The sequence below is a fragment of the Bradyrhizobium macuxiense genome, assembly GCF_001542415.1.
In the GTDB taxonomy this organism is placed as follows: domain Bacteria; phylum Pseudomonadota; class Alphaproteobacteria; order Rhizobiales; family Xanthobacteraceae; genus Bradyrhizobium; species Bradyrhizobium macuxiense.
Map to the genome: position 1 here is coordinate 163,959 of NZ_LNCU01000072.1, position 26,376 is coordinate 190,334.

Here is a 26,376-nt window from a genome sequence, read left to right on the forward strand (position 1 = left end):
GAACTCCGGAGCACCAGTGCCCGGGCCCCGCCAGCTTTACAAAATCTTTGCTAAGTCGCTGGAGCCGCGAGGGAAAGCAGTGCACTCCAAAAAACGAGTTTGAAGTGCACACGCCTCGCGGGACGTTCGATGCCGATCCGGTGTTGCTCCTGGCGCCGGATAGGGGAAATCAGGAAACCCTCGGCGCCAGGCTAGGCTGATCACTAGCCTGGCGCTCGCCCAAACACGAGACGTGAAGATGTTTTTTCGAACACTGCCGCTGCCGGGTTGCGTGATCATCGAGGCGAAGTCGACGCGCCTCGAGCTGTCTCCTCGGGCCAGCATGGCGCTCGCTGAGCGACTGCTCCGCAGCGGCGCGAAAGCGATGGTCCTGCAGGAGATGTTGGGCGACGGCGCTGTCGCGCCGGCGTCGCGCCGACGGCCTGCCGTTACGCGAAAGGCTGAAACGAAATGATCGCCCTCCCATCTGCCTTTTCATACCTGGCCCGCGCCCGGCGATCGGCCCAGCTCAGCCGATCGAAGGCGAGCGCCTCCTCTGGCCTCATGAAGCGCGCGGCCCGGACTGCGGCCAAGACGAAGAGGGAGACGCACGCAGCGAAGCGGAAGTTGATTGAGGCTGTCAGCGGTGCAGGCGCATTCGCTCACCTTGCGTCGGCTGGCGATAGGCATTCCACGGCTGCCCGAACCGCCGCGGCAATTCTCGCCGCGGGTCAGCTCGCCCGCGCCGGTGGCCCTGAGCAGCCGCGGCCGACGGGGCTCGCGAAGAAGATCATCGAGGCCGCCGCAAAGGCGCGATCGTAGGCGGGATCACTACACCCAAAATGCTCATTGGAGATCACCCCCGAGATGTCATCGAAAGCCCAGATCGAACAGCGCCTAGCCGCACTAGAGAGCGAGGCCGCTGAGCTGCGTGCAATGCTCGCTGGCAACGCCGCCCAGGCCCCCGCGCAGCAGCAGCAACGTGATCCCGAGGTGACCGTCACTGAGGTTGCCGAGCCGTTGCGAGCGCTTCCGTCAGACGAGCAATTGCGCCGGCTCTTGGTCGTTGTTCTGACCGAGTATCCCCAACTTGGGCCCGATCGCCGACGGATCCCGCGGGCTCTTGAGATCGAATACCAAGATGCCGCTTTCGTCGAATTCAAAGCGGCCTTCACCGCGTTGTCGATGATGCGCCGGCTCCCACGGCCGGACACCAAGCACACAACCGGCTATTGGATCGACGCTTGCGAAGATCACTTGCGACAAGCCGGCCGACAAGGGGACCTGACCACTTCAGCACTCGTTGCCGCCGCGTTGGCGCATGGCGACATCACGTACCGTCCCCTGGATGAGTTTCCGCACGGCGTCGAACTTGGTCTTGCGATCGGCGGCCAGGGCCGTCTCTACAACGGTGCTTGGCGGCAGGTCCTTGCAATGGGCAGGCTGAACACGGAGATGATGATCGAGACGCGCGCCCGTAGGCCGAAGGTCGCGCAGATCCTCGTCACGGGCGGCAATCGCGTTGTCGGCTAGGATCAGCCGGCGAAAGGACCTCCTTAAATGACGAATAAAACTGCATGGGTGGCCGGCAACGGTGCTGGTCTGACCTGGACGACATCGATCAATTCTGCCGATCTGGCTTCGCTGGCGAACGGCAGCTCGGTCCTGTCGTCCGTCGCCGACATTGCCAACGGCACGAACCTCGATCAGTTCATGGATCTGTCGGTGCGCTGCGCGATCGCGTCCTCAACGATCGCTGCCGGCGCAAACCTTGCGCTGTGGCTCTACGCGCTGCTCGACGACGGCTCGACGTATGGCGACGGGCAATTGGTAGCCGGGACGCAGGCTGTAAAGACGCCGGTCTTTGCGCCTTGCGCAACCATTCCGCTCGTTGCCGCGGCCTCGCAAACGACGCTTGTTGGAGCGGCGGGCGGTGTCTTCAACTCACCCTATAATTCCATTCCGAACTCGGTCGTCGAAACGCCGACGTCATTGGATTACATCACTGGAGGACTGACCTGATGCCGACGAATGTCCAGGCCCTGATGCTGGCGGAAGTGACCGTCAGCGGCGGTCCGACGCCCTCGACAAAGACCCTCGACGGACACGCGTCCAGTCAGGCGTCTACCGTTTCAAGCAGCACGGTCACGCTGTCGACGACGCATGCGAACGATATTCTCGTCCTGCACTTTGGCGCCGAAGGTACGCCAGGCGCGGCAATTGCTGTTTCTTCAGTGTCGTCAACGTCGGGGCTCACCTGGCAAAGACGGTCGCAAATCCAGCTCGGTCCGGCCACGATGCTAGGCCACGGAAGTAACTATCTGACCGTTGAAGTGTGGTGGGCACATGCTCCGAGTGCGGTGACCAACGAAGTAATCACCGTCAACATCAACCATTCGATTGACGAGATGACATTGATCGCGTTTGGGGTCAGTGGGTGTAATACCGCAGCACCATGGGACGCTAACGTGTCGTTGCCGGCTTATAACAGCCAAGCCAGCGGGTCCTCTGTTAATCTGGGGGTGACAGGAGTCAGTACTAACAGCACACTCCCGTTCATGATCGGGTGCACATCGAACGCCAGCGGCGGCCAACCTCCGCCGCCCGCCGGCTGGACAAATATTGATATACAGAACAACGGCGGCGGTACGCTTGTGTGTGAAAGTAGAGCCGATTACGACGCGCTAACATTCAAGCAAAGTGGTGCATCGTTCACATATGGCGGCAGTGCTGCCTCCTATGCACTCATCGTCGATGCGCTGTTCTGAGGCACTGTGGTCGGTCTATAACGCAACATGAGGGACTGAAACTATGGCTGACATCAAGCAGCGGATCTCGTGGCGAAATCGTTTTCAGATCCATATCGAGTAGATCGAAGCTTCAACAATGCTGCGGACCTATCGGCGTACTTGGAAAAGCCGGGCGCACTACCACTGCACGCGAACAAGCTATTCCAGTCGCTGCCTCAATTTGAGCCGCAGGCGCTCTCTGATGCACAATCCGCTCGTGGAGTAGTCGAGGCCTTCGAGGGCTTGGAAGCTGCAGCCAGGCGCCTGGCCGAGGCCATGGGGAACGAGACAACCTGGGGCTTGCCGGGCTGATCGATAAGCTCGCTCATTCGATCGATGATGCCGCTGAACACTTCGACAAGATCGTGCATCCACGGGACTATGACCCGAGCAGCGGAGGTGCTTTACATCGACGGCGCCCTGCATATGCCCGGCGATCCACTCCTGAATGATCCGACGGTCAGGCAGGCCATCGAACGATCGAAGGCCGGAGCGAAACAGGAACCGACGAAGCCGCGGCACAAGAGCCTTTTCAGCTTCGACGACAGGGATTTCGGCACTCAGGTCTTCGCCGATGGCGGTCTCGTTGGCCACTATGCCGGTAGCGGGTCGATCGGACGTCTGATCGCAGGCTTCGCCGATGGCGGGTCCGTCGATTTCGATCCCGTTCGCGACCTGAGCTCGCCGCTGAGCGAGCGGCGTCCGTCGTTCTCGGCGGATGATGTAAGCAGTGCGCCCGCCGGCGCCAGCGGGAAGCACTTCGGCACCGTCGACCTCACGACCGATCACGGCACATACCCAGTGATGGGCGACGAGGAGGTGCTCGAAAAGATGACGCGGGCCAGCCAGAAGCGGGCGATCCGGCGCACTGGCATTTCGCCGAGCTGGCAGGGAGGGACCTGATCGATGGCTTCGGTAGATGCGCGAAAGCCGCCCCGGAGGGGGCTTGGCAATCGGCTGCAAATCAGCGAATCTGTCCCTTGGGCCTGAGAACCCGGACCAGAGCTATAGCCTTACATGCTTGGTCAGCATGACTCCCTATTGGCGTGGGGAGAGGAAGGCTGAATGAACGGACGCGCTTGGCGGCGCGGCTCCGAACCTGGCCATATTGGCCGGGGTTGGGCGTGCTGTCCAGCGGGGTAACCCGTAAAAGCGCTCAGCCTGTCGCTCTGGCAGGTTCTCAGCCCCCGGCTGCCGCGGCTGCCACGCGGCGTTTTTGGCCCTGAGAAGCCCACCACAGAGCATTCTACAATGACAGCATTGAACCGCACTCCGCCGCCCGGCGGCAATCAATTGTCCCCACAGTCATCAGTTCCGACAAGACCGGCCGCCGCATGCCTGGCTGCCGGCGCATCAGGTGAACCAACCGCGGGCTCTTCGAATTGTGAGCCTCGCGCTGAGAGCGCTTTTGTTCTGAGTAGGAGATCTCTGATGAATATGATCACGACGACCGCGATCGCTACTGCCATCCCCACCGCCGCACCCGCAATGCTGAACGATCTGCACCACGACGTCGACCCGATCTTTGCGGCGATCGAGGCGCACAAGGCGGCAAACGCGGAGTGGGATCGTCGGATGGAGGATCAAGAACGATTGGAAAACATGTTGGATCACTACCGCGATGATCCGCGCTGGATCGAGTCCGAGCGAAAGATCCACGATGGGAGAGACCACAACGACGCGGCCGCGCTCAACCTACTGAAAGTGATGCCGACTACATTGGGCGGAGTGATGGCACTGCTCCAGCATGCGATCGACTTTAACGTCGACGGACCGGCGTTTATCGAAGAGCTCAATAGCCGTGAGCTCGATAGTGACGATGAGCGTGATATCGAGCGGACAGGGCAGTTCTTCCTGATCGAGAATGTGGCTCGGGCGTTGCGCGAAATCGCTAGTCGTTTGCCGGTCGCTTCGCCGCCGATTGCAGGCGACACACGGGTGTCGGTTCTCTCGCGCGATCGCAAGCTGGAGAGCTTTTTCCGGCAGCTCGAGCTGGCACATGCGCGCGCTCAAGAGGTAGGGGATCAGGCTAAAAAACTCTATGACGATCCTCGAAGGGCCGCGCACGAAGCTACTCTTCATAGCCTGAGCTGGTCTCGCGAGATTGACACAGTAATCCTTCGGCGGTTTCGGTGGAAGGAAGGTGACAGCACTTTCCTCAACCCTGGTAATGTGAGGAGATTGCAATCAATGCGCTTTAAACGGCCAGATGTCGAAAGTCGGGTCGCCGAACTCGTCGCGGCGCAGGATGCACTCGACGCCGTCGATCTAGAACTGGGTATCGAAACCATGGGCAAGCGATGGGATGATGCCCACGACGTTTGTCACAGGCTCGCTAAGCAGATCAAAGATGTGCCGGCAACAACCATTGGGGGGTTGAGAATCAAGGCGAAGGCGCTTTGCTGGTGTCGAACGAACGACTTCGATAAGGTCGACGGATTGGAAGATGATTGCGTGACGACGGATATGCAGCTCGCCGCGAGCGTCATATCCGACCTGGTGGCGATGAACGCGGGCGCGCCGCATGGAGCGCATCCGCCTGCTTGAAGCCCTGCTCGTGGCGAGGCATAATTCCGCCGGTGAAATTCAGCAGCTGAGCATGCGCCTCCTAAACGAAGCCCGCCGGTCATTCCGGCGGGTTTTGTTTCGGGATCATCTCGGCGGCGCCCCCTCAAATGAATCTTTCGTGATTTGCACGTGGAATCCGCCTCTGAATCAATCAGAGCGCGAGGAGGCGTGTCATGCGTGATGACTTCAATCTGGACACACTGCTTATAGGTTGGGGCGCGGCGTTCTTCGGGTTTGCCGTTTTTCTATGGATGCTTGCGCACATCCATTGAGAGACGCCGTTCGTCCGGTTCGCGCAAAGAACAGAAAACGAATCCGCCGTGTATCGTCCGTGTATCATCGACGGAGCGGGATCAGCCGGGACAGCCTGAAACTAAACGGTTTTTTTCAATACGAAGTGAGACACGTTTTTTGCGCGAACGGAAAGCGCACCACATTGAAATCATTGGCGATCCCGGCAGGATTCGAACCTGCAACCCGCGGAGTAGAAATCCGCTACTCTATCCAGTTGAGCTACGGGACCGTGGCCGTCTTCTAGCACCGCCAATATGAAAAATCCGCTTTTCCGCCAAGTCCGTCCGAACCGATTTTTGTGGTGGGGCGACAAAGGCGAGCAGGGGGCCCGCCCGGACTGCCTGCCCAGCTGGCCGGACCTGCAGGATTCGGCCGCCTGAGCTCGTCAAAGGACGGCTGGCAATGCAATTTGCAACGGTTTTCCTCGGTCATTTCGACGCCTTTACTCCGTCACCTTTTCGCGCACTTTTCAGCCCCATGCGGCACTTGTCCGCGAGCCCTTCAGGAGCTCCATCATGATCGGTTTGGTTCGTGCCGCCGCAATTTGCGCCGCGCTGGCGCTTGGCGTTGGGCTGGGCATCGGCGCTGGGGCTGCCCAGGCCGGGGACAAGGCCTTCACGCGCGACGATCTTGCCGATTCAGCGATCAAGCTGGAGGCCCAGATCAAGAGCGAGGCGGGGCCGGTCAACAAGTCATCGGCGACGCTCCGCACCGACGCGGACGCGGCGTTCAAGCGCAATGATTTCCGCGCCGGCCTGCAGATCCTCGGCCAAATTGCGGCGACCACGCCGGAAGACGGTGCCAACTGGCTGCGGCTGGCCAGGACCATCTTCCAGATCCGCACCGCGAGCTCGAGCGAGCAGACCTTCCTGATGGAGCGCGCTTCGACCGCGGCCTACATCGCCTATCAGCGCGCCGGCAATCCGGGCGAGGAGGCGGATGCGCTGGCCGTGCTCGGCAAGGCATTGTCGGAGCGGAAGCTGTGGCGTCCGTCGCTCGATGCGCTCCGCCTGTCGCTCGATCAGCGCGAGGTCGCCGACATCAGGGGCCAATATGAGAAGATGCGCGACGAACACGGCTTCCGGCTGCTCGATTATAGCGTCGATTCCGACTCGGCCTCGCCGCGGGCCTGCTTTCAGTTCTCGGAGGAATTGGCCAAGCGCGTCGACTTCGCGCCGTTCCTGGCGCTCGCCGGGACCGACAAGCCGGCGCTGTCGGCCGATGGCAAGCAGCTCTGCGTCGACGGGCTGAAGCACGGCGAGCGCTACAATATCAACCTGCGCGCCGGCCTGCCGTCGACGGTCAAGGAGACCCTGCCGAAGTCGGCCGAGTTCAATATCTACGTCCGCGACCGCAAGCCGTTCGTGCGCTTTACCGGACGCGCCTATGTGCTGCCGCGGACCGGACAGCGCGGCATCCCGGTGGTCAGCGTCAACACGCCGGCGGTCAAGATCGACGTGTTCCGGATCGGTGACCGCAATTTGATCAACACGGTGATCGATTCCGACTTCCAGAGCACGCTGAGCCGCTACCAGCTCTCCGATCTCGGCGACCAGCGCGGCGTCAAGGTCTGGTCCGGTGAGCTTGCGACGGCAACCACGCTGAACACCGACGTGATCACCGCATTTCCGGTCGACCAGGCGCTCGGCGACCTGCAGCCGGGCGTCTATGTGATGACGGCCGCAGCCAAGGGGCCGGGCAGCAACGACGATGACGGCACGCTGGCGACACAGTGGTTCATTGTCTCGGATATGGGCGTGTCGGCCTTTTCCGGCAATGACGGTATCCACGTCTTCGTCAACTCGCTGGCCTCCACAGACCCGGTAGCGAATGTCGAGGTGAAGCTGGTCGCGCGCAACAACGAGATCCTGGCGACCCGCAAGACCGATGCGGCTGGCCACGTGCTGTTCGAATCCGGGCTGGCGCGCGGCGAGGGCGGGCTGTCGCCGGCGCTGCTCACCGTCACCAGCGAGAAGGCGGACTATGCCTTCCTGAGCCTGAAGACCAACGCCTTCGACCTCACCGACCGCGGCGTTGCCGGCCGCGCGATTCCCGCCGGTGCGGACGCCTTCGTCTACGCCGAGCGCGGTGTTTACCGCTCCAACGAGACCGTCTATCTGACAGCGCTGTTGCGCGACGGGCAGGGCAATGCGCTGACCGGAACGCCGCTCACCATGGTGATCGAGCGGCCCGACGGTGTCGAATTCCGGCGCGCCGTGCTGCCCGACCAGGGCGCTGGCGGCCGGACCCTGGCGGTGGCGCTGAACTCGGCAGTGCCGTCTGGTACCTGGCGAGCCCGCGTCTTCACCGATCCCAAGGCGAATTCGGTCGGTGAAACCACCTTCATGGTCGAGGATTATATCCCCGAGCGGATCGAATTCGACCTCACGGCCAAGGACAAGATGATCAAGGCTGAAGTTCCAGTGGAACTTCAAGTGAAGGGGCATTTCCTGTACGGCGCTCCGGCCTCGGGCCTGCAGCTCGAGGGCGACATGCTGGTCGCGCCCGCGGCGTCTGGGCTGCCCGGCTATCCCGGCTACCAGTTTGGCGTCGCCGACGAGGAGACCGCCAGCAATGAGCGGACCCCGATCGAGAACCTGCCCGAGGCCGACGTCAATGGCGCGGCGACCTTCCCGGTGAGCCTCGACAAGGCGCCGACCTCGACCCGGCCGCAAGAGGCGCAGATCTTCATCCGCATGGCGGAGACCGGCGGCCGCTCGGTCGAGCGCAAGATCGTGCTGCCGGTGGCGCCCGCGAACTCGCTGATCGGCGTCAAACCGCTGTTCGGCGACAAGAACGTGGCCGAGGGCGACAAGGCCGAGTTCGACGTCGTGTTCGTCGCCCCCGACGGCAAGCAATTGCCGCGCGACGGGTTGCGCTACGAGCTGCTGAAGCTGGAGTCGCGTTACCAGTGGTACCGGCAGAACTCATCCTGGGACTATGAACCGGTCAAGTCGACCCGGCGCGTCGCCGACGGCGACGTCAACCTCGCGGCCGACAAGCCGCAGCGCCTGACCTTCCAGCCGCAGCCCGGCCGTTACCGGCTCGATGTGAAATCGACCGATGCCGATGGTCCGGTGACCTCGGTGCAGTTCGATGTCGGCTGGTATTCCGATGGCAGCGCCGACACGCCTGACCTGCTGGAGACCTCGGTCGACAAGCCCGACTACGCCTCGGGCGACAACATGACGGTGTCGGTGAATGCGCGCACCGCCGGCAAGCTCTCGGTCTATGTGCTCGGCGACCGCCTGCTGACGACGCAAAGTGTCGACGTCAAGGAAGGCATCCAGCAGGTGCATATCCCGATCGGCAAGGACTGGGGCACGGGCGCCTACGTGATGACGACGCTGCGCCGTCCGCTCGATGTCGCCGCCGGGCGCATGCCGGGCCGCGCCATCGGGCTAAAATGGTTCGGCATCGACAAGAAGGCGCGCACGCTCGCGGTCGAGCTTTCGCCGCCCGCGCTGGTGCGGCCGGGTTCGACCTTGAAGATCCCGGTGAAGCTCGGCGGGCTCAACCCGGGTGAGGACGCCAAGGTCGTGATCGCTGCCGTCGATGTCGGCATCCTCAACCTGACCAACTACAAGCCGCCGGCGCCGGACGATTACTATCTCGGACAGCGCCGCCTCACCGCGGAGATCCGCGACCTCTACGGCCAGTTGATCGACGGCATGCAGAGCACGCGCGGTCAGATCAGGACCGGCGGTGACGCCGGCGGCGCCGAGTTGCAGGGCTCGCCGCCGACGCAGAAGCCGCTCGCGCTCTATTCCGGCATCGTCACGATCGGGCCAGACGGCACTGCCGAGGTGAGCTTCGATATCCCCGACTTCGCCGGCACCGCGCGGGTGATGGCGGTGGCGTGGAGCGCGACGAAGCTCGGCCGCGCCACGACCGATGTCACCGTGCGCGATCCCGTGGTGCTGACTGCGACTTTGCCGCGCTTCCTGCTCAATGGCGACAAGGGCACCATGAGCATGGACATCGACAATGTCGAAGGCGCCGCCGGCGATTATGCCGTCAGCGTCAAGGCGAGCGGCCCCGTGAAGGTCTCGGGCAACCCGACCACGACAGTGAAACTCGCGGCCAAGCAGCGCAGCTCGCTGTCGCTCGGGCTTGAGGCCGGCGGCGCCGGACGCGCCGATTTCGACGTCGACATATCCGGGCCGAACGGCCTGACGCTGGCGCGGCACTATGCGCTCGACGTCAAGCCGGCGACGCAAGTGCTGGCGCGGCGCTCCATCCGCACGCTGGCCAAGGGCGAGAGCCTGACGCTCACCGCGGACATGTTCTCCGACCTTGTCCCGGGCACCGGCAGCGTCTCGATTTCGGCGAGCCTCTCCACCGCGCTCGATGCGGCGAGCATCCTGAAGGCGCTCGACCGCTACCCCTATGGCTGCTCCGAGCAAATCACGAGCCGCGCGCTGCCGCTTCTCTACGTCAACGATCTCGCGGCAGGCGCGCATCTTGCGATGGACACCGCCGTCGACCAGCGCATCCGCGACGCGATCGACCGGCTGCTGGCGCGGCAGGGCTCGAACGGCTCGTTCGGCCTGTGGTCGGCCGGCGGCGACGACGCCTGGCTCGACGCCTATGTCACCGACTTCCTGACCCGGGCCCGCGAAAAGGGCTTTGCCGTGCCGGACGCGTTGTTCAAGAGCGCGCTCGATCGCGTCAGGAATTCGGTGGTCAATGCCAGCGAGCCGGAGAAAGACGGCGGGCGCGATCTCGCCTACGGCCTTTACGTGCTCGCGCGCAATGGCGCGGCCCCGATCGGCGACCTGCGTTATCTCGCCGATACCAAGCTGAACAATCTGGCGACGCCGATCTCCAAGGCGCAACTTGCCGCGGCGCTGGCGCTGGTCGGCGACAAGGCCCGTGCCGAGCGCGTCTATGGGGCGGCGCTCGACGCGCTGAATCCGAAGCCGGTGCTTGAGTTCGGCCGCGTCGATTACGGCTCGGCGCTGCGCGATGCCGCCGCACTGGTTTCGCTCGCCGGCGAGGGCAATGCGCCGCGCGCGACGCTGACACAGGCCGTGCTGCGGGTTGAAGCGGCGCGAGGGCTCTCGCCTTACACCTCGACGCAGGAGAATGCGTGGATGGTGCTCGCGGCGCGCGCACTCGCCAAGGAGACGCTGGCGCTCGATATCAACGGCCAGCCGGTCAAGACCGCGGTCTATCGCAGCTACAAGGCCGAGGAGATGACGAGCCAGCCGCTCAAGATCACCAACACCGGCGATGCGCCGGTGCAAACCGTGATTTCGGTGTCGGGCTCGCCGGTCACGCCGGAGCCTGCCGCCTCCAACGGCTTCAAGATCGAGTGCTCTTATTTCACGCTCGACGGCAAGCCGGCCGATGTCACCAAGGCGAAGCAGAACGATCGCTTCGCGGTCGTGTTGAAGGTCACCGAGGCGAAGCCCGAGTTCGGCCATATCATGGTGGCCGATTATCTTCCGGCCGGCCTCGAGATCGACAACCCGCATCTGGTGTCGTCGGGCGACTCCGGCACGCTCGACTGGATCGAGGACGGCGTCGAGGCCAAGAACACCGAGTTCCGCGATGACCGCTTTACCGCGGCGGTCGACCGTGCCGCCAACGACAAGTCGGTGTTCACGGTCGCATATGTCGTGCGCGCGGTGTCGCCGGGCAAATACGTGCTGCCGCAGGCCTATGTCGAGGACATGTACAATCCCTCGCGCTACGGCCGCAGCGGCACAGGGACAGTCGAGGTGAAGTCGGCGAAATGAGCGAAGCAGCGACGATAGCGCCGGCGCGTGGATCGCGTTGGCGATGGGTGAGGACGGCGACAGCGCTCTCGGTCGCCGCCATCCTTGTCGCGACTGTTGCCTTCGGAGGCTGGGTTGACTCGCTCGGGCCTTTGCCGCTTGCGCAGGCTGAGAAGGTCTCGACCACGGTCGTCGATCGCAACGGCAAGCTGCTCCGCGCCTATGCGATGGCGGATGGCCGCTGGCGTCTGCCGGTCGACGCGAAGACTGACGTCGATCCCGGCTATCTGAAGCTGCTGTTCGCCTATGAGGACAAGCGGTTCTACGAGCATCACGGCATCGATCCGCTGGCGCTCTCGCGCGCCGCGTTCCAGCTCGTGACGCGTGGCCAGATCGTATCGGGCGGCTCGACCATCACGATGCAGCTCGCGCGGCTGATGGAGCCGCGGCATCAGCGGTCCGTCTACGCCAAGCTGCGGCAGATGGTGCGCGCGGTGGAACTGGAGCGGCAGCTCTCCAAGGACCAGATCCTCAACCTTTACCTCGCGCTGGCGCCGTTCGGCGGCAACCTCGAAGGCGTGCGCGCCGCCTCGATCGCCTATTTCGGCAAGGAGCCGAAGCGGCTTTCGCTCGCGGAGGCTGCGCTGCTGGTGGCGCTGCCGCAATCGCCCGAACGGCGGCGGCTCGACCGCTATCCGCAAGCCGCCCACATCGCGCGCGACCGCGTGCTCGATCGCATGGTCGAGGAGGGCGCGGTGTCGAAGGAGGACGCTGCGCAGGCCAAGGCCGTCCCGGTGTCGAAGATGCGCAAGCAGATTCCGATCCTGGCGCCGCATTCCGCCGATCAGGCCATCGCAACGATGAAGGACGCCCCCGTCATCAAGCTGACGCTGGATGCGACGCTGCAGAAAAACCTCGAGGCGCTGGCGCGCGACCGCGCGATCGCGCAGGGGCCTGATGTCTCGGTCGCGATCATCGCGGTCGACAATGCGACCGGCGACGTGCTCGCACGCGTCGGCTCGCCGGACTATTTCGATGTGCGGCGGGCAGGGCAGGTCGACATGACCCGCGCGGTACGCTCGCCAGGCTCGACGCTGAAGCCGTTCATCTACGGTCTCGCTTTCGAGGATGGCTTCGTGCATCCGGAAAGCCTGATCGAGGATCGTCCGATCCGGTTCGGCACCTATGCGCCGGAAAATTTCGACCTGACGTTCCAGGGCACGGTGCCGGTGCGCCGGGCGCTGCAATTTTCGCTGAACGTGCCGGCGATCGCATTGCTCGACCGCGTCGGTGCCAGCCGGCTGTCGTCGCGGCTGAAGCAGGCCGGAATCAGTCTGGTGCTGCCCAAGGACGAAGCGCCGGGGCTCGCGATGGGCCTCGGCGGCGTCGGTGTGACGCTGCAGGATCTTGTGCAGCTCTATTCCGGATTGGCGCGGCTCGGCGCGACAAGGCCGCTCCGCGAGATCATGCAGGCCAATGACCAGCGCGACACGATGCGGCTGATGGATCAGCCTGCGGCCTGGCAGGTCGGCAACGTCCTGCTCGGCACGCCGCCGCCGGAGAATGGCGTGCCCAACAGGATCGCGTTCAAGACCGGCACCAGCTACGGCTATCGCGACGCCTGGTCGGTCGGCTTCGACGGCCGCATCACGATCGGCGTCTGGGTCGGCCGCCCCGACGGTTCACCGGTGCCCGGCCTGGTCGGCCGCTCCGCCGCGGCGCCGATCCTGTTCGATGCGTTCGCGCGCACCGGCAGAATTCCAATGGCACTACCGAAGCCGCCGCGGGGCGTGCTGATCGCCAGCAATGCCAAGCTGCCGCTGCCGCTGCGACGTTTCCGGCCGCTCGGCGAACTAGTTCGCCGCGGCAACGACCAGGCGCCGCACATCCAGTTCCCGCTGAACGGCTCGCGCATAGACGTCGATCATTCCGACGGCAACCGCTATGCGGCCATGCCGGTCAAGGTGGCTGGCGGCGTGCTGCCGCTGACGGTGCTGGTGAATGGTGTCTCAGCCGGGGACATCGACAGCCGGCGCCAGCGCCTGATCGATCCGCCCGGGCCGGGCTTCGCGCGCCTGACGGTGATCGACGCCACGGGTGCCGCCGATACCGTTGTGATCCGCGTGCAATAGCGGCGCGGGAAAGCGGAACTGCACAGTTGTTTGCGCTGCGGTTTCATCGTATGCGAAACTCATGGTGGATAGCCTCCAACCCCGGCGCTTCGGAGCAGGGCAACAGTCTGTAAGGCCTGCGCATTCGAGCCGCAGGTTGTTCATGGCGTTCGAGTTCGCAACGGCCAGCAATTGGCGTTCGGTCCTGTTCCTGACGCTGACCTGTCTGGTGCTGTTCCTGCCGGGCTTCTTCACCATCCCGCCGATCGACCGCGACGAGGTGCGCTTTGCCCAGGCCACCAAGCAGATGGTCGAAAGCGGCGACTATGTCGATATCCGCTTCCAGGATGACGTCCGCTACAAGAAGCCTGTCGGCATCTACTGGCTGCAGGCCGGCGTATTAAAGACCGCATCCGCACTCGGGCTGCAACGCGCTCAGGTCCGCATCTGGATTTATCGTGTGCCGTCGCTGCTTGGCGCGATCGGCGCTGTGCTTCTGACTTACTGGACGGCGCTCGCCTTCGTGACGCGGCAAGGCGCTGTGCTCGCCGCATTGATGATGGCGAGTTGCGTGCTGCTCGGAGTCGAGGCGCGGCTCGCCAAGACCGACGCGATGCTGCTGTTCACAGCCACCGCAGCGATGGGTGCGATGGCGAGGGTCTATCTGTCGTGGCAGCGCGGCGAGGACCCGACGCATCCGTCGTGGGGACCGCCCGCGATCTTCTGGACGGCGCTGGCGGGCGGTATCCTGCTGAAGGGACCGCTGATCCTGATGTTCGTCGCGCTTGCGATGGCGGTGCTCGCGCTCTTCGACAAGTCGGTGGCCTGGTTTGGGCGCATGCGCCCGGTCTGGGGGCTGATGTGGATGCTGGTGCTGGTGCTGCCGTGGTTCGTGCTGATCTTCCTGCGCGCCGGCGACACCTTCTTTGCCGACTCCGTCGGCGGCGACATGCTCAGCAAGCTCGGCGCGCAGGAATCCCACGGCGCGCCGCCCGGGCTCTATCTTCTCTTGTTCTGGATCACGTTCTGGCCCGGCGCGCCGCTCGCCGCGATGGCCGCGCCTGCGGTCTGGCGCGCGCGGCGGGAGCCCGGTGCGCAGTTTCTGCTGGCCTGGCTGGTCCCATCCTGGATCGTGTTCGAGGCCGTGCTGACCAAGCTGCCGCATTACGTGCTGCCGCTCTATCCGGCGATCGCGATCCTGACCGCAGGCGCGCTGGAACGGCGCGTGCTTTCGCGCTCGACCTGGCTCACGCGCGGCTCGGCGTGGTGGTTTGCGATCCCGGCGGCCGGTTCGGTGCTCGTGATCATCGGCGCCATCAAGGCCATCCATCAGCCGGTGTTTCCGGCGTGGCCGCTGTTTGCGGTTGCGATGGTATTCGGGTTGATTGCTTGGCGTCTGTTCGAGGACAGCCGCGCCGAACGCTCGCTGCTCAACGCCGTGATCGCCGCGGCCCTGATGGCCGCGGGCACCTATGGCGTGGTGTTGCCGCGACTCACGACGGTGTTTCCGAGCCAGGAGGTGGCGCGCGCCCTGCGCACCGTGACGTGCGTCGGACCGAAGGCCGCAGCGGCCGGGTTCCTCGAGCCGAGCCTCGTGTTCATGACCGACACCTCGACGATCCTGACCGACGGCTCGGGGGCGGCCGATTTCCTGTCGCAGGGCGCCTGCCGCTTCGCGCTGGTCGAACAGCGTTCCGAGCGCTCCTTCGTCCAACGCGCCGAGGCGATCGGGCTGCGCTACAACGCGATGGTACGGATCGAGGGTTACAACATCTCGCAGGGCAAGGCGGTCTCGATTGCGATCTTCCGCTCCGAAGGAACGGAATGAGATGGCGTTGCCGACCGTGCCGCAGGACACCGGAAACTATTTCGGACGATTGCTGACGCTGGTCTGGCTGTCCCTCGCGCAACTCGTTCGCGCGCCGTCGCATTCGCGCCGGGCCGAGGCGGCGCGGCGCTCGGCCCGTCATGTGCTGCTGCTCGTCGTCTTCACCGGCGCCGCGATCATCACGCTGATGTATCTTGTCGACGCGCAGGAGATCACTCTGATGCCGCCGCGCGGCACGCCGAGCCTGTGGTGGGTGCGAAGCCTGACGGATTTCGGGAAAGACGTGCACGTGCTGTGGGCGCTTGGCATTCTGCTGATTGTGGTTGCGCTCGCGGCTCCCGCGCTACACGGCGTGTCGCGCGGGACCCTGCTAGGCCTTGGGACGCGGCTGCAATATCTGTTTCTGTCGGTCGCGTTCTCCGTGGCCGTGGGTGAAGTAATCAAATGGGTCGTCGGCCGCGGCCGGCCGTTTGTCGGCGGCAAGGCCAATGCCTTCAACTTCCAGCACTTCGCCGGGACCGAGGCCTATTCGAGCTTCCCGTCGGGTCACGCGATCACGGCATTCGCGCTGGCGTTCGCCGTATCGGCGGTCTGGCCGCGGGCACGCTTCATCATGCTGTTCTACGCGCTGATGATCGCCGCGACGCGGCTGGTGCTGCTGGCTCATCACCCGAGCGACGTGGTGGCCGGCGCGCTGGTCGGCGTGATCGGCGCGATGACCGTGCGGTACTGGTTCGCCGCCCGCCGCCTTGGTTTCGCCATTGATCGCGACGGCACCGTTCTGGCGTTGTCCGGACCGTCGAAAGGGCGCCTCAAAAGGGTTGCGGGGAACGCCTTCGCCCCATAAAAGCGGTCGCCCGACGGCCGGATCGGGTCGGTTCCAGCCGGAAACAACACCAACCACGAGTGCCGATTTGCCTCCTCCCGACCAGACGCCGGTCGCCGTCTCCATCGTCGTGCCCGTGCGCAATGAGGCGGACAACATTGCGCCGCTGATCGCCGAGATCGCGGCAGCGCTCGACGGCCGCTGGGCCTACGAGATCATCTACGTCAATGACGGCTCGACCGATGCCACGGGTGACCGGCTGGCCGCGATCATGGCGCATCGGCCCAATCTCAGGCAGCTCCGGCATGCCGTGTCGTCAGGCCAGTCGGCTGCGGTGCGCAGCGGCGTGCGCGCCGCGCGCGGCGCCATCGTCGCGACGCTCGATGGTGATGGGCAGAACGATCCGGGGTTCCTGCCGGACCTGATCGCGGCGGTCGAGAGCGGCAACGGCCGCGTCGGCCTCGCCGCAGGCCAGCGCGTCGGGCGCAAGGACACCGGCTTCAAGAAGATGCAGTCGCGGATGGCGAACGCGGTGCGTGGCGCAATCCTGCGCGACGGCACCCGCGATACCGGTTGCGGACTGAAGGCGTTTCCGCGCGAGGTGTTCCTGTCGATGCCCTATTTCGACGGGCTGCATCGCTTCCTGCCGGCGCTGGTCCGCCGCGAGGGGTTCGCGATCGCCTATGTCGACGTGATCGACCGTCCGCGTCATGCCGGCGTGTCGAACTACGGATTTTTCGACCGGCTCTGGATCGGGATCATGGATCTCGCGGGCGTGTGGTGGCTGATCCGCCGCAAGAAGCCGACGCCGGTCGTCACTGAAGTGACGGGCGTGACCGAGGTGAGGTAATGCTGATTCAATACAGCCAGGCCCTGAACGCCTATTTCTATGACGTGTTTATCGCCAAGTTCGACTTCTGGCTGGCGTTCGGCCTCGTCGCGCAGCTGCTGTTCACCGCGCGCTTCCTGGTGCAGTGGATCTCCAGCGAGCGCGCCGGCCAGAGCGTGGTGCCGATGGCGTTCTGGTTCTTCTCGATGGGCGGCGGTTTCATGACCCTGGTCTATGGCCTCGCCAAGCGCGAGCCGGTGATCATCATCGGGCAGGGCCTCGCCACGCTGATCTATGTCCGCAACATCATGCTGATCGTGAAGAATCGCGGCAAGGCGTCGAGAACGCTGGACCGCTGATCACGGCCGGCCGGCGGCCGGCGCCGGCAGGTCTGCGGTCTTTGCCGCGCGCTCGCGATAGGCTGCGGTCTCTCCGGCAGCGTCGAGCACCGGATAGGCGACCGAGCAGATATGCGAATGGATGCGGCGGAGATCGCGCAGCACGTCCAGATGCAGCGACGTGGTCTCGATGGTCTCGGGCCGGCCCTCGCGCAGCCGATCAAGATGACGTTCGACGGCGGCAAGCTCGGCCGCGCGTAGCGCGGTCTTCTCGGTCAGGAGCTTGCGCGCCTCGTTGACATCGCCCGACATGAATACGCCGAACGCGATCCGCAGCGAGTCGATCGTGCGCTTGTGGAACGCGGACAATTCCTCAGCGCCTTCGGCCGAGAATTGCAGTCGGCGCTTGATCTTCTTGGTCGCGAGCTCGCTCAAATTCTTGTCGATGATGTCGCCGATATGCTCGAGATTGATCGCGAAGGCCACGATCTCCATGGCGCGCTGGCCCTCGCGCTCGTCGAGGCTGCCGCGGGTGAGCTTGGTCACGTAGAGCTTGATCGCCTCGTTCAGGCTGTCGACGCTGTTGTCCATGCGCGAGACCTGGTCGACCAAAGCGCGATCGTTGGTCATCATCGCCGCCATCACCTTGCGGAGCATGGCCTCGACATGATCGCCCATGTATAGGACCTCACGCGCGGCGTCGGCCAGCGCGAGCGAGGGCGTCTCCAGCGCGCTCTCGTCGAGATAGCGCGGCCGCGACGGATCGGTTTCCTGAACGCGCTTGGGCAACAGCCGCTTGAGCACCCGCGCCATGGTGTCGAGCACGCCGATGAACAAGATCGCGGTCGCGACGTTGAAAGCGATGTGGAACGCGGCGGTCGCCTTGGCGAGATCAGGCTGCCAGGCCTGGATGTGCTCGGTGATCGGACGAAGGAACGGCGCCACCAGCAGGATGCCGACGACGCGGTTGACGAGATTGCCGACCGGCAGGCGATAGCTCGCCGGATTGTCGCGGCGCGCACCTTCCATCAACGGGTTGATGGCGCTGCCGAGATTGGCGCCGAGCACCAGCGCAAATGCTGCGTAGGGTGATATGAACTGGGAATAGGCCAGCGACATCACCAGCAGCACGCTCGCGACGCTGGAGTGGACCAGCCAGGTGACGATGGCGCCGATGAAGATGCAGAGCATGGGATCGCCGGTGATCGCGTTCATGAAGACGCGCACGCCGGGGGCGTTCTCGGCCGGCGCCAGCGTATCGAGCAGGATATGCAACGCGAGCAGCATCAGACCGAGGCCGATCGCGACTCGGCCGAGGTCCTTGATCCGGGAACGCGGCCCGGTGCGAAACGCGACGAGGCCGAGAATGAACAACACCGGCGCGACGGCTGAGACGTTGAACGACAATACCTGCACGATCAGCGTGGTGCCGACATTGGCGCCCAGCATGATGGCGAGCGCCGGCACCAGGCTGACGAGGCCCTCGGCGGTGAAGGAACTGGTGATCAGCGCGGTCGCGGTCGAGCTCTGGAGCAGGGCGGTGAGACCGAGGCCGGCGGCAAAGGCGCTGAAGCGGTTGTTCAGCGCCTTTGCCAGGAGCAGGCGCAAGTCTGGGCCGAAGGCGCGCAGGATCCCGCTGTGGACCATATGAAGGCCCCACAGCAGCAGTGCTACGCCTCCCATCAGATCGAGCAGAACCATGCTTCCCATGCTGTTGACGTCCCGGCGAATTCGAGTCGAAGGGGTCACGCTATCGCCAATCGACCGCGGATCAACCCCTTTTTGTTCTCATGGAACCCGGCCCGCTGGCGGTGCGGCGGCAAGGCGAATTAAGATCTCGTTAACCTTCGGCGTGGGGCTGAAGGTAAATCAATCCGGAATACATCCGCTCAATTGCGAGAGGTTCCGCTAGGCGGTTCCCAATCTTTCCCCGCTATGACTGGCGGAACCAGAAACTTGTCCAGCCATGCTTGGGGATCAGGATGTTTGTGAATCGCCGCAAGAGCGAGCGTCGCGTCTGCAGAAGCGTCGCCAAGATTCAGATCGGGACCGGCTCGCTGCCGCGCGATTGCATGATTACCGATATCTCGTCCGGGGGCGTCAAGGTGATCGCCGAATACCTGGAAATTCCGCCGGAATTCACCATCATCTTCTCGACCGGCAGCCCGCGCCAATGCCGCTTGGCCTGGCGGATCGGGCACGAATTCGGCGCCCAATTCGTCGACTAGCGGCTCCAGCCGCGCGCGGCAGGGCCTGTGGGCGCTTGGTGTGACGGCGGCATAATGCCAGCCTTAACCCGAACTTAGGGTTAAGCTGTGAGCATCCGGGAACCTTCGCTCTCCCGAGTCCCGTTGATGTTCCAGAAATCTCCCCGACAGATAAGCCGCGTGAACCGTGTCGCCGGCGCCATATCGGCTACGGTTCTGCTGGTCGGGCTGTCAGCCTGCCAGACGTCGGGGCCAGATATCGCCGGAGATATTACTGGGTCACTGGGCGACACCGCAAAGCCGAGCGAGGCGTCGGCCGATCCGCGGCGCGACATCGAAACCTACCGCGAGCGCGTCCGCGCCAATCCCAAGGACGTCGATGCCGCGCTCAAATACGCCAAGGCGCTGCGCGCCACCGGCCAGCGCGAGCAGGCGGTCGCGGTCATGGAGCAGGCGGTGCTGGCCCAGCCCAGCAACAGGCGGCTGCTCGCGGGCTACGGCCGGGCGCTTGCCGACAACGGCAATTTCCAGCAGGCATTCGAGGTGCTCGGGCGCGCGCACACTCCCGAAGACCCGGACTGGCGAATCCTGTCCGCGCAGGGCGCCGTGCTCGATCAGCTCGATCGCCATGACGAGGCGCGCGAGTACTATGGAAACGCCTTGAAAATCCGACCCGACGATCCGTCGGTGCTCTCCAATCTCGGATTGTCCTATCTGCTCTCCAAGGATCTGCCGAAGGCGGAGGAGACACTGCGCCGGGCCCGGAAGCGTGCGCCCGACGACATGCGTGTGCGAACCAATCTTGCAGTCGTGGTGGGTCTTCAGGACCGGCAGTCCGAGGCCGAAAACATCATGAAGGCGGATTTGCCGCCGGACCAGGCCGCCGCCAACGTCGCCACGCTGAAGAAGCTCCTGGCGCGCAAGGACGCAAGCCGGACCGATAAGGACAGAATCCCGGTCGCAGCCAACCGTAATACCGACTAGCCAGCGATCCCATAACGAAAGACCGGATCATCATGATCCGGTTTTTTTTCCGTTGTGCTCTGGTTCAGGCAACGACCTCGGTCGATCAGCCCGCGGCCTTGCGCTTGGCGTCGCGGTTCCCTTGCAGCTTCCTGAGAATCGGCGATAGCAGCGACTCGCGCTGCTCTGCGAGGTCGGGGCGGCCGGTCAGCCGTTGCGCAATCTGCAGGAAGGTCCGCGTGGTGCGATGACGCGCGGAGACCTCCGAGATCATCTGGCCGTTGTTGGCGGCTTCACCGAACAGCCGGCAGTCGAACGGGATCGTCGCGATCGGCTGGCTCTCGATGGTCTTGGCGAACTCCTTGACCTCGATCTCGGGACGCTTCGGCATGCCGACCTGGTTCAGGCAGTAGAGCGGCGGCCGGTCGTTGGGGCGCGACGTCTTCAGCAAGCTCATCATGTTCTTGGTATTGCGCATGTTGGCAAGATCGGGCTCCGCGACGATCAGGATGTCGTCGGCGCCGACCAGCGCGCGCTTGGTCCATGCCGTCCATTGATGCGGCACGTCGAGCACGATGCAGGACGTGGTCATGCGCATCGTATCGAAGATCGCATCGAACGCATCGGCACCGAAATCATAGACCTGATCGAGCGTGGCCGGCGCCGCCAGTAGGCTGAGATGGTCGCCGCATTTGGCGAGCAGGCGGTCCATATAGGCGGTGTCGGGACGTTCGGGCGAGAACACGGCGTTGGCGATGCCCTGCACCGGATCCTGGTTGTAGTCGAGTCCGGCGGTGCCGAAGGCGAGGTCGAGATCGATCACGACGGAATCGAGCCCGAGGTCCTGTGCGATGGTCCAGGCGACGTTGTGAGCAATGGTCGAGGCTCCGACCCCACCTTTGGCGCCGCAGACCGCGATCAGGCGGCCGACCGAGACGGCTTCCGATGCAGAGAACAGGCTGCAGATCGAACGCACGATGTCGAGCACCTTGACGGGACCGACGACGTAATCGTTGACGCCTCGGCGCACCAGCTCGCGATAGGGCGCGACATCGCTGGCGTTGCCGAGCATGACGACGCGCGTGCCGGGGTCGCAGACCGAGGCGAGTTCGTCGAGACCGGCGAGGAAATCGTTGCCCGGCTCGGTCTCGATGATGATCACGTTCGGCGTCGGCGCCTTGTGATAGGCGTCGATCGCAGCGGCGATGCCGCCCATATGGACCGAGAGGTGCGCCTTGGCGAGGCGGCGATCCTCGGCGGCGGCGCGCGCGGTGGTGGCGGTCGCAACGCTGGCGCAGAAGGCCTGCACCGAAATGCGCGGCGCCGGCGCGATGTAATCGTCGATATGAACTGGTTCGTCTTGTTGTTGGGCGGTCATTTGCCTTAGTCGCTCAGCTTGGCCTTCTCGGTTTCAGGATAGGAGGTCGCGGTCGCCACGCCCTTGCGGTACTTGTCGAATGCGATCGAGCGGCGCGGCGTATAGGCAGCGGTCTCGGTGCGCGGCTGTACGAGGTCGGACGGATTTGCAACCATCGCCGCCAGGTTGCGCTGACTGGCGCAGCCGAAATTGTAGTACTCTTTGTTCTGGATGTAAGCGGGGTTGTCGAGCGATGGACCGAGATCGGCCGGCCACACCCCGCAAGGGCCGGCCACCGCCGCCATCTTGGGATAGCTCAGGCGGATGGTCGGGAGCGCGCGCGGATCATCGACGTGATAGGTCCGCTTGGTGATGGCGTGGCCGGGCACGCCCATCGATGCGAGCAGGCCGCGGATCTCCTGATAGACTCCCTCGGCCGCACGGGCATTCGGCGTATCGGCCGGGACATCGACGGCGATCGCACCGGTGCCCTCGCGGCGCCAATTGCGGGCCAGCCCCACGACGTCGTCGCGCTGCGTCTCGGTCAGGTTGCCGCGGGAATGACCGACGAACACGACGAGCGATTGCTCACCTTCGGTCACGGCGATCGGGTGGCGCTGCCGGTAGTCGTCCGGAACGGTCCCGGTCACGACTTCGGTGGTCGCCATGTTGCAGCCGCCGAGCGCGAAGGCCGTGACGACCAGGATGCCGCGCAGCGGCAGTGCCGCGGCGCGTCCGGTGAGTGCGTTGCGTGTCATCGTTCGATCCCCCAACCCTCAAGACCCGTGTCAGTCGATGATGAACCCGAAATTGGCCGGCGTGGCTCCGATCGGCTCGGCGCGGGCAGCAACGCCATAGATGCGATTGATGCGCGCCAGCAGTGCCGACTGGGAATCGGAGGCCGAGGCAAACCCGTCATCCGGACGCGACAGTTCCTTTTGCGCGACGGCGCGCACCACATACGGCGTCACGATGACCATGAGCTCGGTCTCGTTGTTGACGAAGTCCTGGCTTCTGAAGAGCTGGCCGAGGACCGGCAACTGATCCACGCCGGGCATACCGTTGATGGCCTGCTTGGTCTGCTCCTGGATCAAGCCGGCCATCGCGATTGAACCACCGGAGGGGACCTCCAGCGTGGTGTCCGCACGACGGGTCTTGATCGATGGAATTGTCGTTCCGCCCTGGCCGCCGGTCAGGGCGTTGTCCATCGAGACCTCGGATACCTCGGTCATCACCTTCAGGCTGATCCGTCCCTCGGACAGCACCACCGGCGTGAAGTTCAGCGAGATGCCGAACTTCTTGAAGCTGACCGTCTGCACGCAGTTTCCCATGGTGCCCGATGTCGTCGTCTGGCAGGTCACGCCGGTCGGAATTGGAAATTCGCCGCCCGACACGAAGGTCGCGGATTCACCGGAGATCGCCGTGAGATTTGGCTCCGCCAGGGTCCGCACCACGCCCGCGGTCTCCATCGCGCGCAACGTCGCGGTGACTGATGGCACACCGGCCTTGTTCAGGGCCGCGGCGGTCAGCGAGTTGCCGGAGACCAGCGGTCCGTTGTTGGCGGTGAACGGATTGCTGTTGTTGAAGACGACCGCGGCGGTGCCGTAGTTCATGCTGGCGCCGAGATCGATGCCGAGCTGCTTGACGATATTCCGCTGCACTTCGGCGACGGTCACTTTCAGCATGACCTGGTCACGGCCGCGCACCACGATCGAGTTGACGACCTTGTCGGCGCCGCCGACCAGCTTCGCGGCGACGTCGCCGGCCTGCTGGGCTTCGACCGGGCTAGACACCGATCCGGTCAGCACGACGCTGTCGCCGACACCCTCGATATTGACGCCCGGCAGCATCTGCTTGAGCGCGGCGCGCAGGCCGTTGAGGTCACGTTTGATCGCAATGTCGTAGGAGGCGACCTGCGCCCCGTCGGCATCGAAGAACACCACGTTGGTCTGACCGACCGCAGCGCCGATGATGTAGGCTCGCTGCGCCGAGCGGATCACTGCATTGGCGATCTTGGGGTCCGCAACGAGCACGTCTTTGGCTTCGCGGGGCAGGTCGACCACGACCGACTTGCCGACACCGAGCGAGACGAAGTGCGTCTTGACCGGGATGCTGTTGGTTACCAACACGTCCGCCGTCTTGTCGGGATCTGCCGCAATGGCCGGGGACAGGACAGGGATGACGATCAGCGCGGCGACCGCGGAGGATGATACTGAGCGGACCAGTGCGGTCCGCGCTCTTGATTGTCTTGCACCCGATATCATCTCGAAGCCCCCATCACTTCTGTGCCGTCTGAGAGCTGAGGACGCCGAAGCGAACCACACTGATGCTCTCGCCCCGCTTCGGGGCATGCTCGTTGGTCGAGGTCTCGACCGTATTGTCATTGGCGTCGGCGATGCTACGCAGCGCGAGCGACAGCGTGCCGCTTTGCCGGGCGCGGGCGAGCGTCTCGGCTTGCTCCGGCTTGAGCTCGAGGGTCGCGGTCTTGCCGACGAGGGAGTTGCTGCCGTCTTTCTCTTTCGGCGCCTGGTCGATCGCCAGCACGCGGACGTTGGACAGCAGGGTCTCGGTGACGACGACGTCAGCACCGAGACGATCGGGATTCTTGTCGCGCCTGGACAGGATCACGTCGACGCGGTCGCCCGGCAGGATGAAGCCGCCGGCGCCGGTCTCCGGCGTGATCTCGGTGGAGATCGCGCGCATGCCGGCCGGCAGGATCGCGGCCATGAAGCCGCTTCCGTTGGCCTTGACCAGCTTCTGCTCGCGGATCGGTTCGCCGTTGATGAAGGGAGCTCGTGCGATCGAGCCGATCACATCCTTCATCGCGTCAGCATTGGCGTCGCGGCGCATGAAGCCGTTGCTCGCGGTCTCTGCCGGCCAGCGCTGCCATTGCACGTCTTCGGGTTTGATCGACTGACCGAGGCCGATATCGGACTTGGCCACCAGCACCTCGACCGTCGGCATCTGCGCGACCGGAGCGACGGGCGCCGGCTTGTTATTGCCGCTGGTGCTCGCGAGATACGTGGCCGCGAGGCCTGCGACGCCGGCAATGGCCAGGACCACGATGCGTGCCGTCTTCATGTGATTAACTGAATGCCCTTACGCCAGGCGGTCGCGACCTTGCGGTGCTGACAGCCCTTCCCGGGAGCATGACTACGGCAGCAAAAGTGTAAGGGAACTTGCTAGCAGGCTTGGCTGATTAAGGGATTGGTGGGGATGGTGAACGGCTGGTTATCGGTACTGTCACACCCCCGCAAAAACCCGGAGCCGCTGGTGATCGACGCGCGCGATGTCGGTCACGATACGCGATGCCACGGCACGACAGCCGTGGTTAACATTGTCCTTGCGTTGCGCGTGTGCGGATCAGCGCGCGGCCCTCAGCGCTGCAAACCCGCGATCGAGATCGGCCTTGAGGTCATCGACATTCTCGAGGCCGATGTGCAGCCGCAACGTCGGTCCACCCGGCACCCATTTGGTCGCAGTGCGATACTCGCTGCAGTCGAACGGGATCGCGAGGCTCTCGAAGCCGCCCCATGAAAAGCCCATGCCGAACAGGGTCAGCGTGTTGAGCATCGTATCGACCGCCTGTTGCGGCACCGGCTTCAGGATGATGCTGAACAGGCCGGACGCGCCGGTGAAGTCGCGCTTCCAGATCGCATGGCCTGGATCGGTTTCGAGGGCAGGGTGCAGCACGCGTTCAACCTCGGGGCGTGCAGCAAGCCAGCGCGCCATATCGAGCCCGGAGCGGTGATGCTGTGCGAGCCGGACCGACAGCGTGCGCACGCCGCGCAGCGCGAGAAAGACATCGTCGGGTCCGGCGCAGACGCCGAGCAGGCGGATCGCCTCCGTGACCAGCGGCCAGGCCTTCGCATTCGCCGAGATGGTGCCGAACATGATATCGGAATGGCCGCCGATATATTTGGTGGCGGCCTGCATGCTGATGTCGGCGCCTTGCTCGAGCGAACGGTGATAGAGCGGGGTCGCCCAGGTGTTGTCGTCGATGACAAGCGCGCCGCGGGCATGGGCCACCGCTGCGATCGCAGGAAGGTCGGGCATCTCGAAGGATTGCGAGCCCGGCGCCTCGACCAGCACGGCACGGGTGTTGGGCTTGAACAACGCCTCGATACGGGCGCCGATCAACGGATCGAAATAAGTGGTCTCGACGCCGTAGCGCGCGAGCATACCGTTGCAGAAATTTCGCGTCGGCCGATAGGCATTGTCGCAGACCAGCAGATGATCGCCTGTCTTGAGCACCGCGAGCAAGGTGGTGGAGATCGCCGCCAATCCCGACGGCGCAAGCCCGACGCCGGCGCATTGCGGCCCCTCCAGCGCCATCAGCACGTCCTGCAACGCCTGCGTGGTCGGGGTGCCGTGACGGCCATAGGTGAATTCGGCGCGGTGGGCGTGGAGGTCCTCCGCGGTCGGGTAGAGCACGGTCGAACCATGGAAGACCGGCGGATTGACAAAGCCCTTTTGAGCCTTGGTGTCGCGGCCGGCCGTGACCAGGCGGGTTGCGGTGTGTTGCGGGTGGGCGGGCGTGGAGCCGTCGGAAGAGGTCATGGGA

Annotated in this window: 20 protein-coding genes and 1 tRNA gene; 14 read left to right on the forward strand and 7 right to left on the reverse strand. The window is 64.5% G+C overall.

Annotated features, from left to right (window positions below; genetic code table 11):
• The first annotated feature begins 238 nt into the window (after positions 1-238).
• The 6 genes from AS156_RS21005 (at position 239) to AS156_RS21040 (ending at position 5,315) form a co-directional block, all read left to right on the forward strand.
• Positions 239-454 carry a hypothetical protein gene (locus AS156_RS21005; protein WP_136626349.1) on the forward strand — a complete coding sequence of 72 codons (216 nt, stop codon included), beginning with the start codon at positions 239-241 and terminating at the stop codon, positions 452-454.
• Positions 455-846: 392 nt separating this feature from the next.
• Positions 847-1,512, forward strand: a complete 666-nt coding sequence (locus AS156_RS21015; protein ID WP_136626350.1) for a hypothetical protein — start codon at positions 847-849, stop codon at positions 1,510-1,512.
• A 27-nt stretch (positions 1,513-1,539) separates the two neighbouring features.
• The gene (locus AS156_RS21020) at positions 1,540-2,001 is read left to right on the forward strand and encodes a hypothetical protein (RefSeq protein WP_066508205.1); all 462 of its coding nucleotides are present in this window, start codon (positions 1,540-1,542) and stop codon (positions 1,999-2,001) included.
• Positions 2,001-2,747, forward strand: a complete 747-nt coding sequence (locus AS156_RS21025) for a hypothetical protein (RefSeq protein WP_066508207.1) — start codon at positions 2,001-2,003, stop codon at positions 2,745-2,747. Before AS156_RS21020 ends, AS156_RS21025 begins: the two co-directional genes overlap by 1 nt.
• Positions 2,748-3,167: 420 nt before the next feature.
• Complete coding sequence (locus AS156_RS21035) at positions 3,168-3,671, forward strand: hypothetical protein (RefSeq protein WP_136626351.1); 504 nt, start codon at positions 3,168-3,170, stop codon at positions 3,669-3,671.
• 528 nt (positions 3,672-4,199) lie between these two features.
• Complete coding sequence (locus AS156_RS21040) at positions 4,200-5,315, forward strand: hypothetical protein (protein WP_066508213.1); 1,116 nt, start codon at positions 4,200-4,202, stop codon at positions 5,313-5,315.
• Between the two features lie 467 nt (positions 5,316-5,782).
• Here AS156_RS21040 and AS156_RS21045 read toward each other — a convergent pair.
• Positions 5,783-5,859: transfer RNA gene (locus AS156_RS21045), tRNA-Arg, on the reverse strand.
• 286 nt (positions 5,860-6,145) lie between these two features.
• Here AS156_RS21045 and AS156_RS21050 point away from each other — a divergent pair.
• The 6 genes from AS156_RS21050 to AS156_RS21075 all read left to right on the forward strand — a co-directional run bounded on the left by AS156_RS21050 (position 6,146) and on the right by AS156_RS21075 (position 17,306).
• Positions 6,146-11,374, forward strand: coding sequence for an alpha-2-macroglobulin family protein (locus tag AS156_RS21050; RefSeq protein ID WP_066508215.1), 5,229 nt, complete (start codon positions 6,146-6,148; stop codon positions 11,372-11,374).
• Positions 11,371-13,485: a penicillin-binding protein 1C gene (pbpC, locus tag AS156_RS21055; protein WP_066508217.1), complete on the forward strand. Its 2,115-nt coding sequence runs from the start codon at positions 11,371-11,373 to the stop codon at positions 13,483-13,485. The genes AS156_RS21050 and pbpC overlap by 4 nt, the downstream gene beginning before the upstream one ends.
• A gap of 61 nt (positions 13,486-13,546) precedes the next feature.
• Entirely contained in the window at positions 13,547-15,292 is a 1,746-nt protein-coding gene (locus AS156_RS21060; protein ID WP_066508219.1) for an ArnT family glycosyltransferase, read from the forward strand.
• Position 15,293: 1 nt separating this feature from the next.
• A complete protein-coding gene (locus AS156_RS21065) occupies positions 15,294-16,139 on the forward strand; it encodes a phosphatase PAP2 family protein (protein ID WP_066508221.1) in 846 nt (281 codons plus the stop codon).
• Positions 16,140-16,206: 67 nt separating this feature from the next.
• Entirely contained in the window at positions 16,207-16,968 is a 762-nt protein-coding gene (locus tag AS156_RS21070) for a glycosyltransferase family 2 protein (RefSeq protein WP_066508222.1), read from the forward strand.
• Entirely contained in the window at positions 16,968-17,306 is a 339-nt protein-coding gene (locus tag AS156_RS21075) for a lipid-A-disaccharide synthase N-terminal domain-containing protein (RefSeq protein ID WP_066508227.1), read from the forward strand. The genes AS156_RS21070 and AS156_RS21075 overlap by 1 nt, the downstream gene beginning before the upstream one ends.
• On the opposite strand, the gene AS156_RS21080 is transcribed toward AS156_RS21075, so the two are convergent.
• Complete coding sequence (locus tag AS156_RS21080; RefSeq protein ID WP_066508229.1) at positions 17,307-18,995, reverse strand: Na/Pi cotransporter family protein; 1,689 nt, start codon at positions 18,993-18,995, stop codon at positions 17,307-17,309.
• 272 nt (positions 18,996-19,267) lie between these two features.
• On the opposite strand from AS156_RS21080, the gene AS156_RS21085 reads away from it, so the two are divergent.
• Entirely contained in the window at positions 19,268-19,513 is a 246-nt protein-coding gene (locus AS156_RS21085; RefSeq protein WP_066508231.1) for a PilZ domain-containing protein, read from the forward strand.
• Positions 19,514-19,639: 126 nt separating this feature from the next.
• The gene (locus AS156_RS21090) at positions 19,640-20,476 is read left to right on the forward strand and encodes a tetratricopeptide repeat protein (protein WP_066508233.1); all 837 of its coding nucleotides are present in this window, start codon (positions 19,640-19,642) and stop codon (positions 20,474-20,476) included.
• An 85-nt stretch (positions 20,477-20,561) separates the two neighbouring features.
• Here the strand turns inward: AS156_RS21090 and AS156_RS21095 are convergent, their stop codons facing one another.
• The 5 genes from AS156_RS21095 to metC form a co-directional block, all read right to left on the reverse strand.
• On the reverse strand, positions 20,562-21,833 hold the full coding sequence (locus AS156_RS21095; RefSeq protein WP_066508235.1) for a CpaE/TadZ family protein: 1,272 nt from the start codon (positions 21,831-21,833) through the stop codon (positions 20,562-20,564).
• A 5-nt stretch (positions 21,834-21,838) separates the two neighbouring features.
• Entirely contained in the window at positions 21,839-22,570 is a 732-nt protein-coding gene (locus AS156_RS21100; protein ID WP_066508237.1) for a CpaD family pilus assembly protein, read from the reverse strand.
• A gap of 30 nt (positions 22,571-22,600) precedes the next feature.
• Positions 22,601-24,076, reverse strand: a complete 1,476-nt coding sequence (locus AS156_RS21105; RefSeq protein WP_082747663.1) for a type II and III secretion system protein family protein — start codon at positions 24,074-24,076, stop codon at positions 22,601-22,603.
• Positions 24,077-24,089: 13 nt separating this feature from the next.
• Complete coding sequence (gene cpaB / locus AS156_RS21110; protein ID WP_066508241.1) at positions 24,090-24,893, reverse strand: Flp pilus assembly protein CpaB; 804 nt, start codon at positions 24,891-24,893, stop codon at positions 24,090-24,092.
• A gap of 282 nt (positions 24,894-25,175) precedes the next feature.
• Complete coding sequence (gene metC, locus AS156_RS21115; RefSeq protein ID WP_066508250.1) at positions 25,176-26,372, reverse strand: cystathionine beta-lyase; 1,197 nt, start codon at positions 26,370-26,372, stop codon at positions 25,176-25,178.
• Between the last annotated feature and the right edge of the window lie 4 nt (positions 26,373-26,376).

Coding starts and splice junctions, on each gene's coding strand:
- AS156_RS21015 (WP_136626350.1), top strand. CDS start 847: ATGTCATCGAAAGCCCAGATCGAACAGCGCCTAGCCGCACTAGAGAGC.
- AS156_RS21050 (WP_066508215.1), top strand. CDS start 6,146: ATGATCGGTTTGGTTCGTGCCGCCGCAATTTGCGCCGCGCTGGCGCTT.
- AS156_RS21100 (WP_066508237.1), bottom strand. CDS start 22,570: ATGACACGCAACGCACTCACCGGACGCGCCGCGGCACTGCCGCTGCGC.
- AS156_RS21095 (WP_066508235.1), bottom strand. CDS start 21,833: ATGACCGCCCAACAACAAGACGAACCAGTTCATATCGACGATTACATC.
- AS156_RS21060 (WP_066508219.1), top strand. CDS start 13,547: ATGGTGGATAGCCTCCAACCCCGGCGCTTCGGAGCAGGGCAACAGTCT.
- metC (WP_066508250.1), bottom strand. CDS start 26,372: ATGACCTCTTCCGACGGCTCCACGCCCGCCCACCCGCAACACACCGCA.
- AS156_RS21065 (WP_066508221.1), top strand. CDS start 15,294: ATGGCGTTGCCGACCGTGCCGCAGGACACCGGAAACTATTTCGGACGA.
- AS156_RS21090 (WP_066508233.1), top strand. CDS start 19,640: ATGTTCCAGAAATCTCCCCGACAGATAAGCCGCGTGAACCGTGTCGCC.
- pbpC (WP_066508217.1), top strand. CDS start 11,371: ATGAGCGAAGCAGCGACGATAGCGCCGGCGCGTGGATCGCGTTGGCGA.
- AS156_RS21085 (WP_066508231.1), top strand. CDS start 19,268: ATGTTTGTGAATCGCCGCAAGAGCGAGCGTCGCGTCTGCAGAAGCGTC.
- AS156_RS21005 (WP_136626349.1), top strand. CDS start 239: ATGTTTTTTCGAACACTGCCGCTGCCGGGTTGCGTGATCATCGAGGCG.
- AS156_RS21020 (WP_066508205.1), top strand. CDS start 1,540: ATGACGAATAAAACTGCATGGGTGGCCGGCAACGGTGCTGGTCTGACC.
- cpaB (WP_066508241.1), bottom strand. CDS start 24,893: ATGAAGACGGCACGCATCGTGGTCCTGGCCATTGCCGGCGTCGCAGGC.
- AS156_RS21040 (WP_066508213.1), top strand. CDS start 4,200: ATGAATATGATCACGACGACCGCGATCGCTACTGCCATCCCCACCGCC.
- AS156_RS21080 (WP_066508229.1), bottom strand. CDS start 18,995: ATGGGAAGCATGGTTCTGCTCGATCTGATGGGAGGCGTAGCACTGCTG.
- AS156_RS21105 (WP_082747663.1), bottom strand. CDS start 24,076: ATGATATCGGGTGCAAGACAATCAAGAGCGCGGACCGCACTGGTCCGC.
- AS156_RS21025 (WP_066508207.1), top strand. CDS start 2,001: ATGCCGACGAATGTCCAGGCCCTGATGCTGGCGGAAGTGACCGTCAGC.
- AS156_RS21075 (WP_066508227.1), top strand. CDS start 16,968: ATGCTGATTCAATACAGCCAGGCCCTGAACGCCTATTTCTATGACGTG.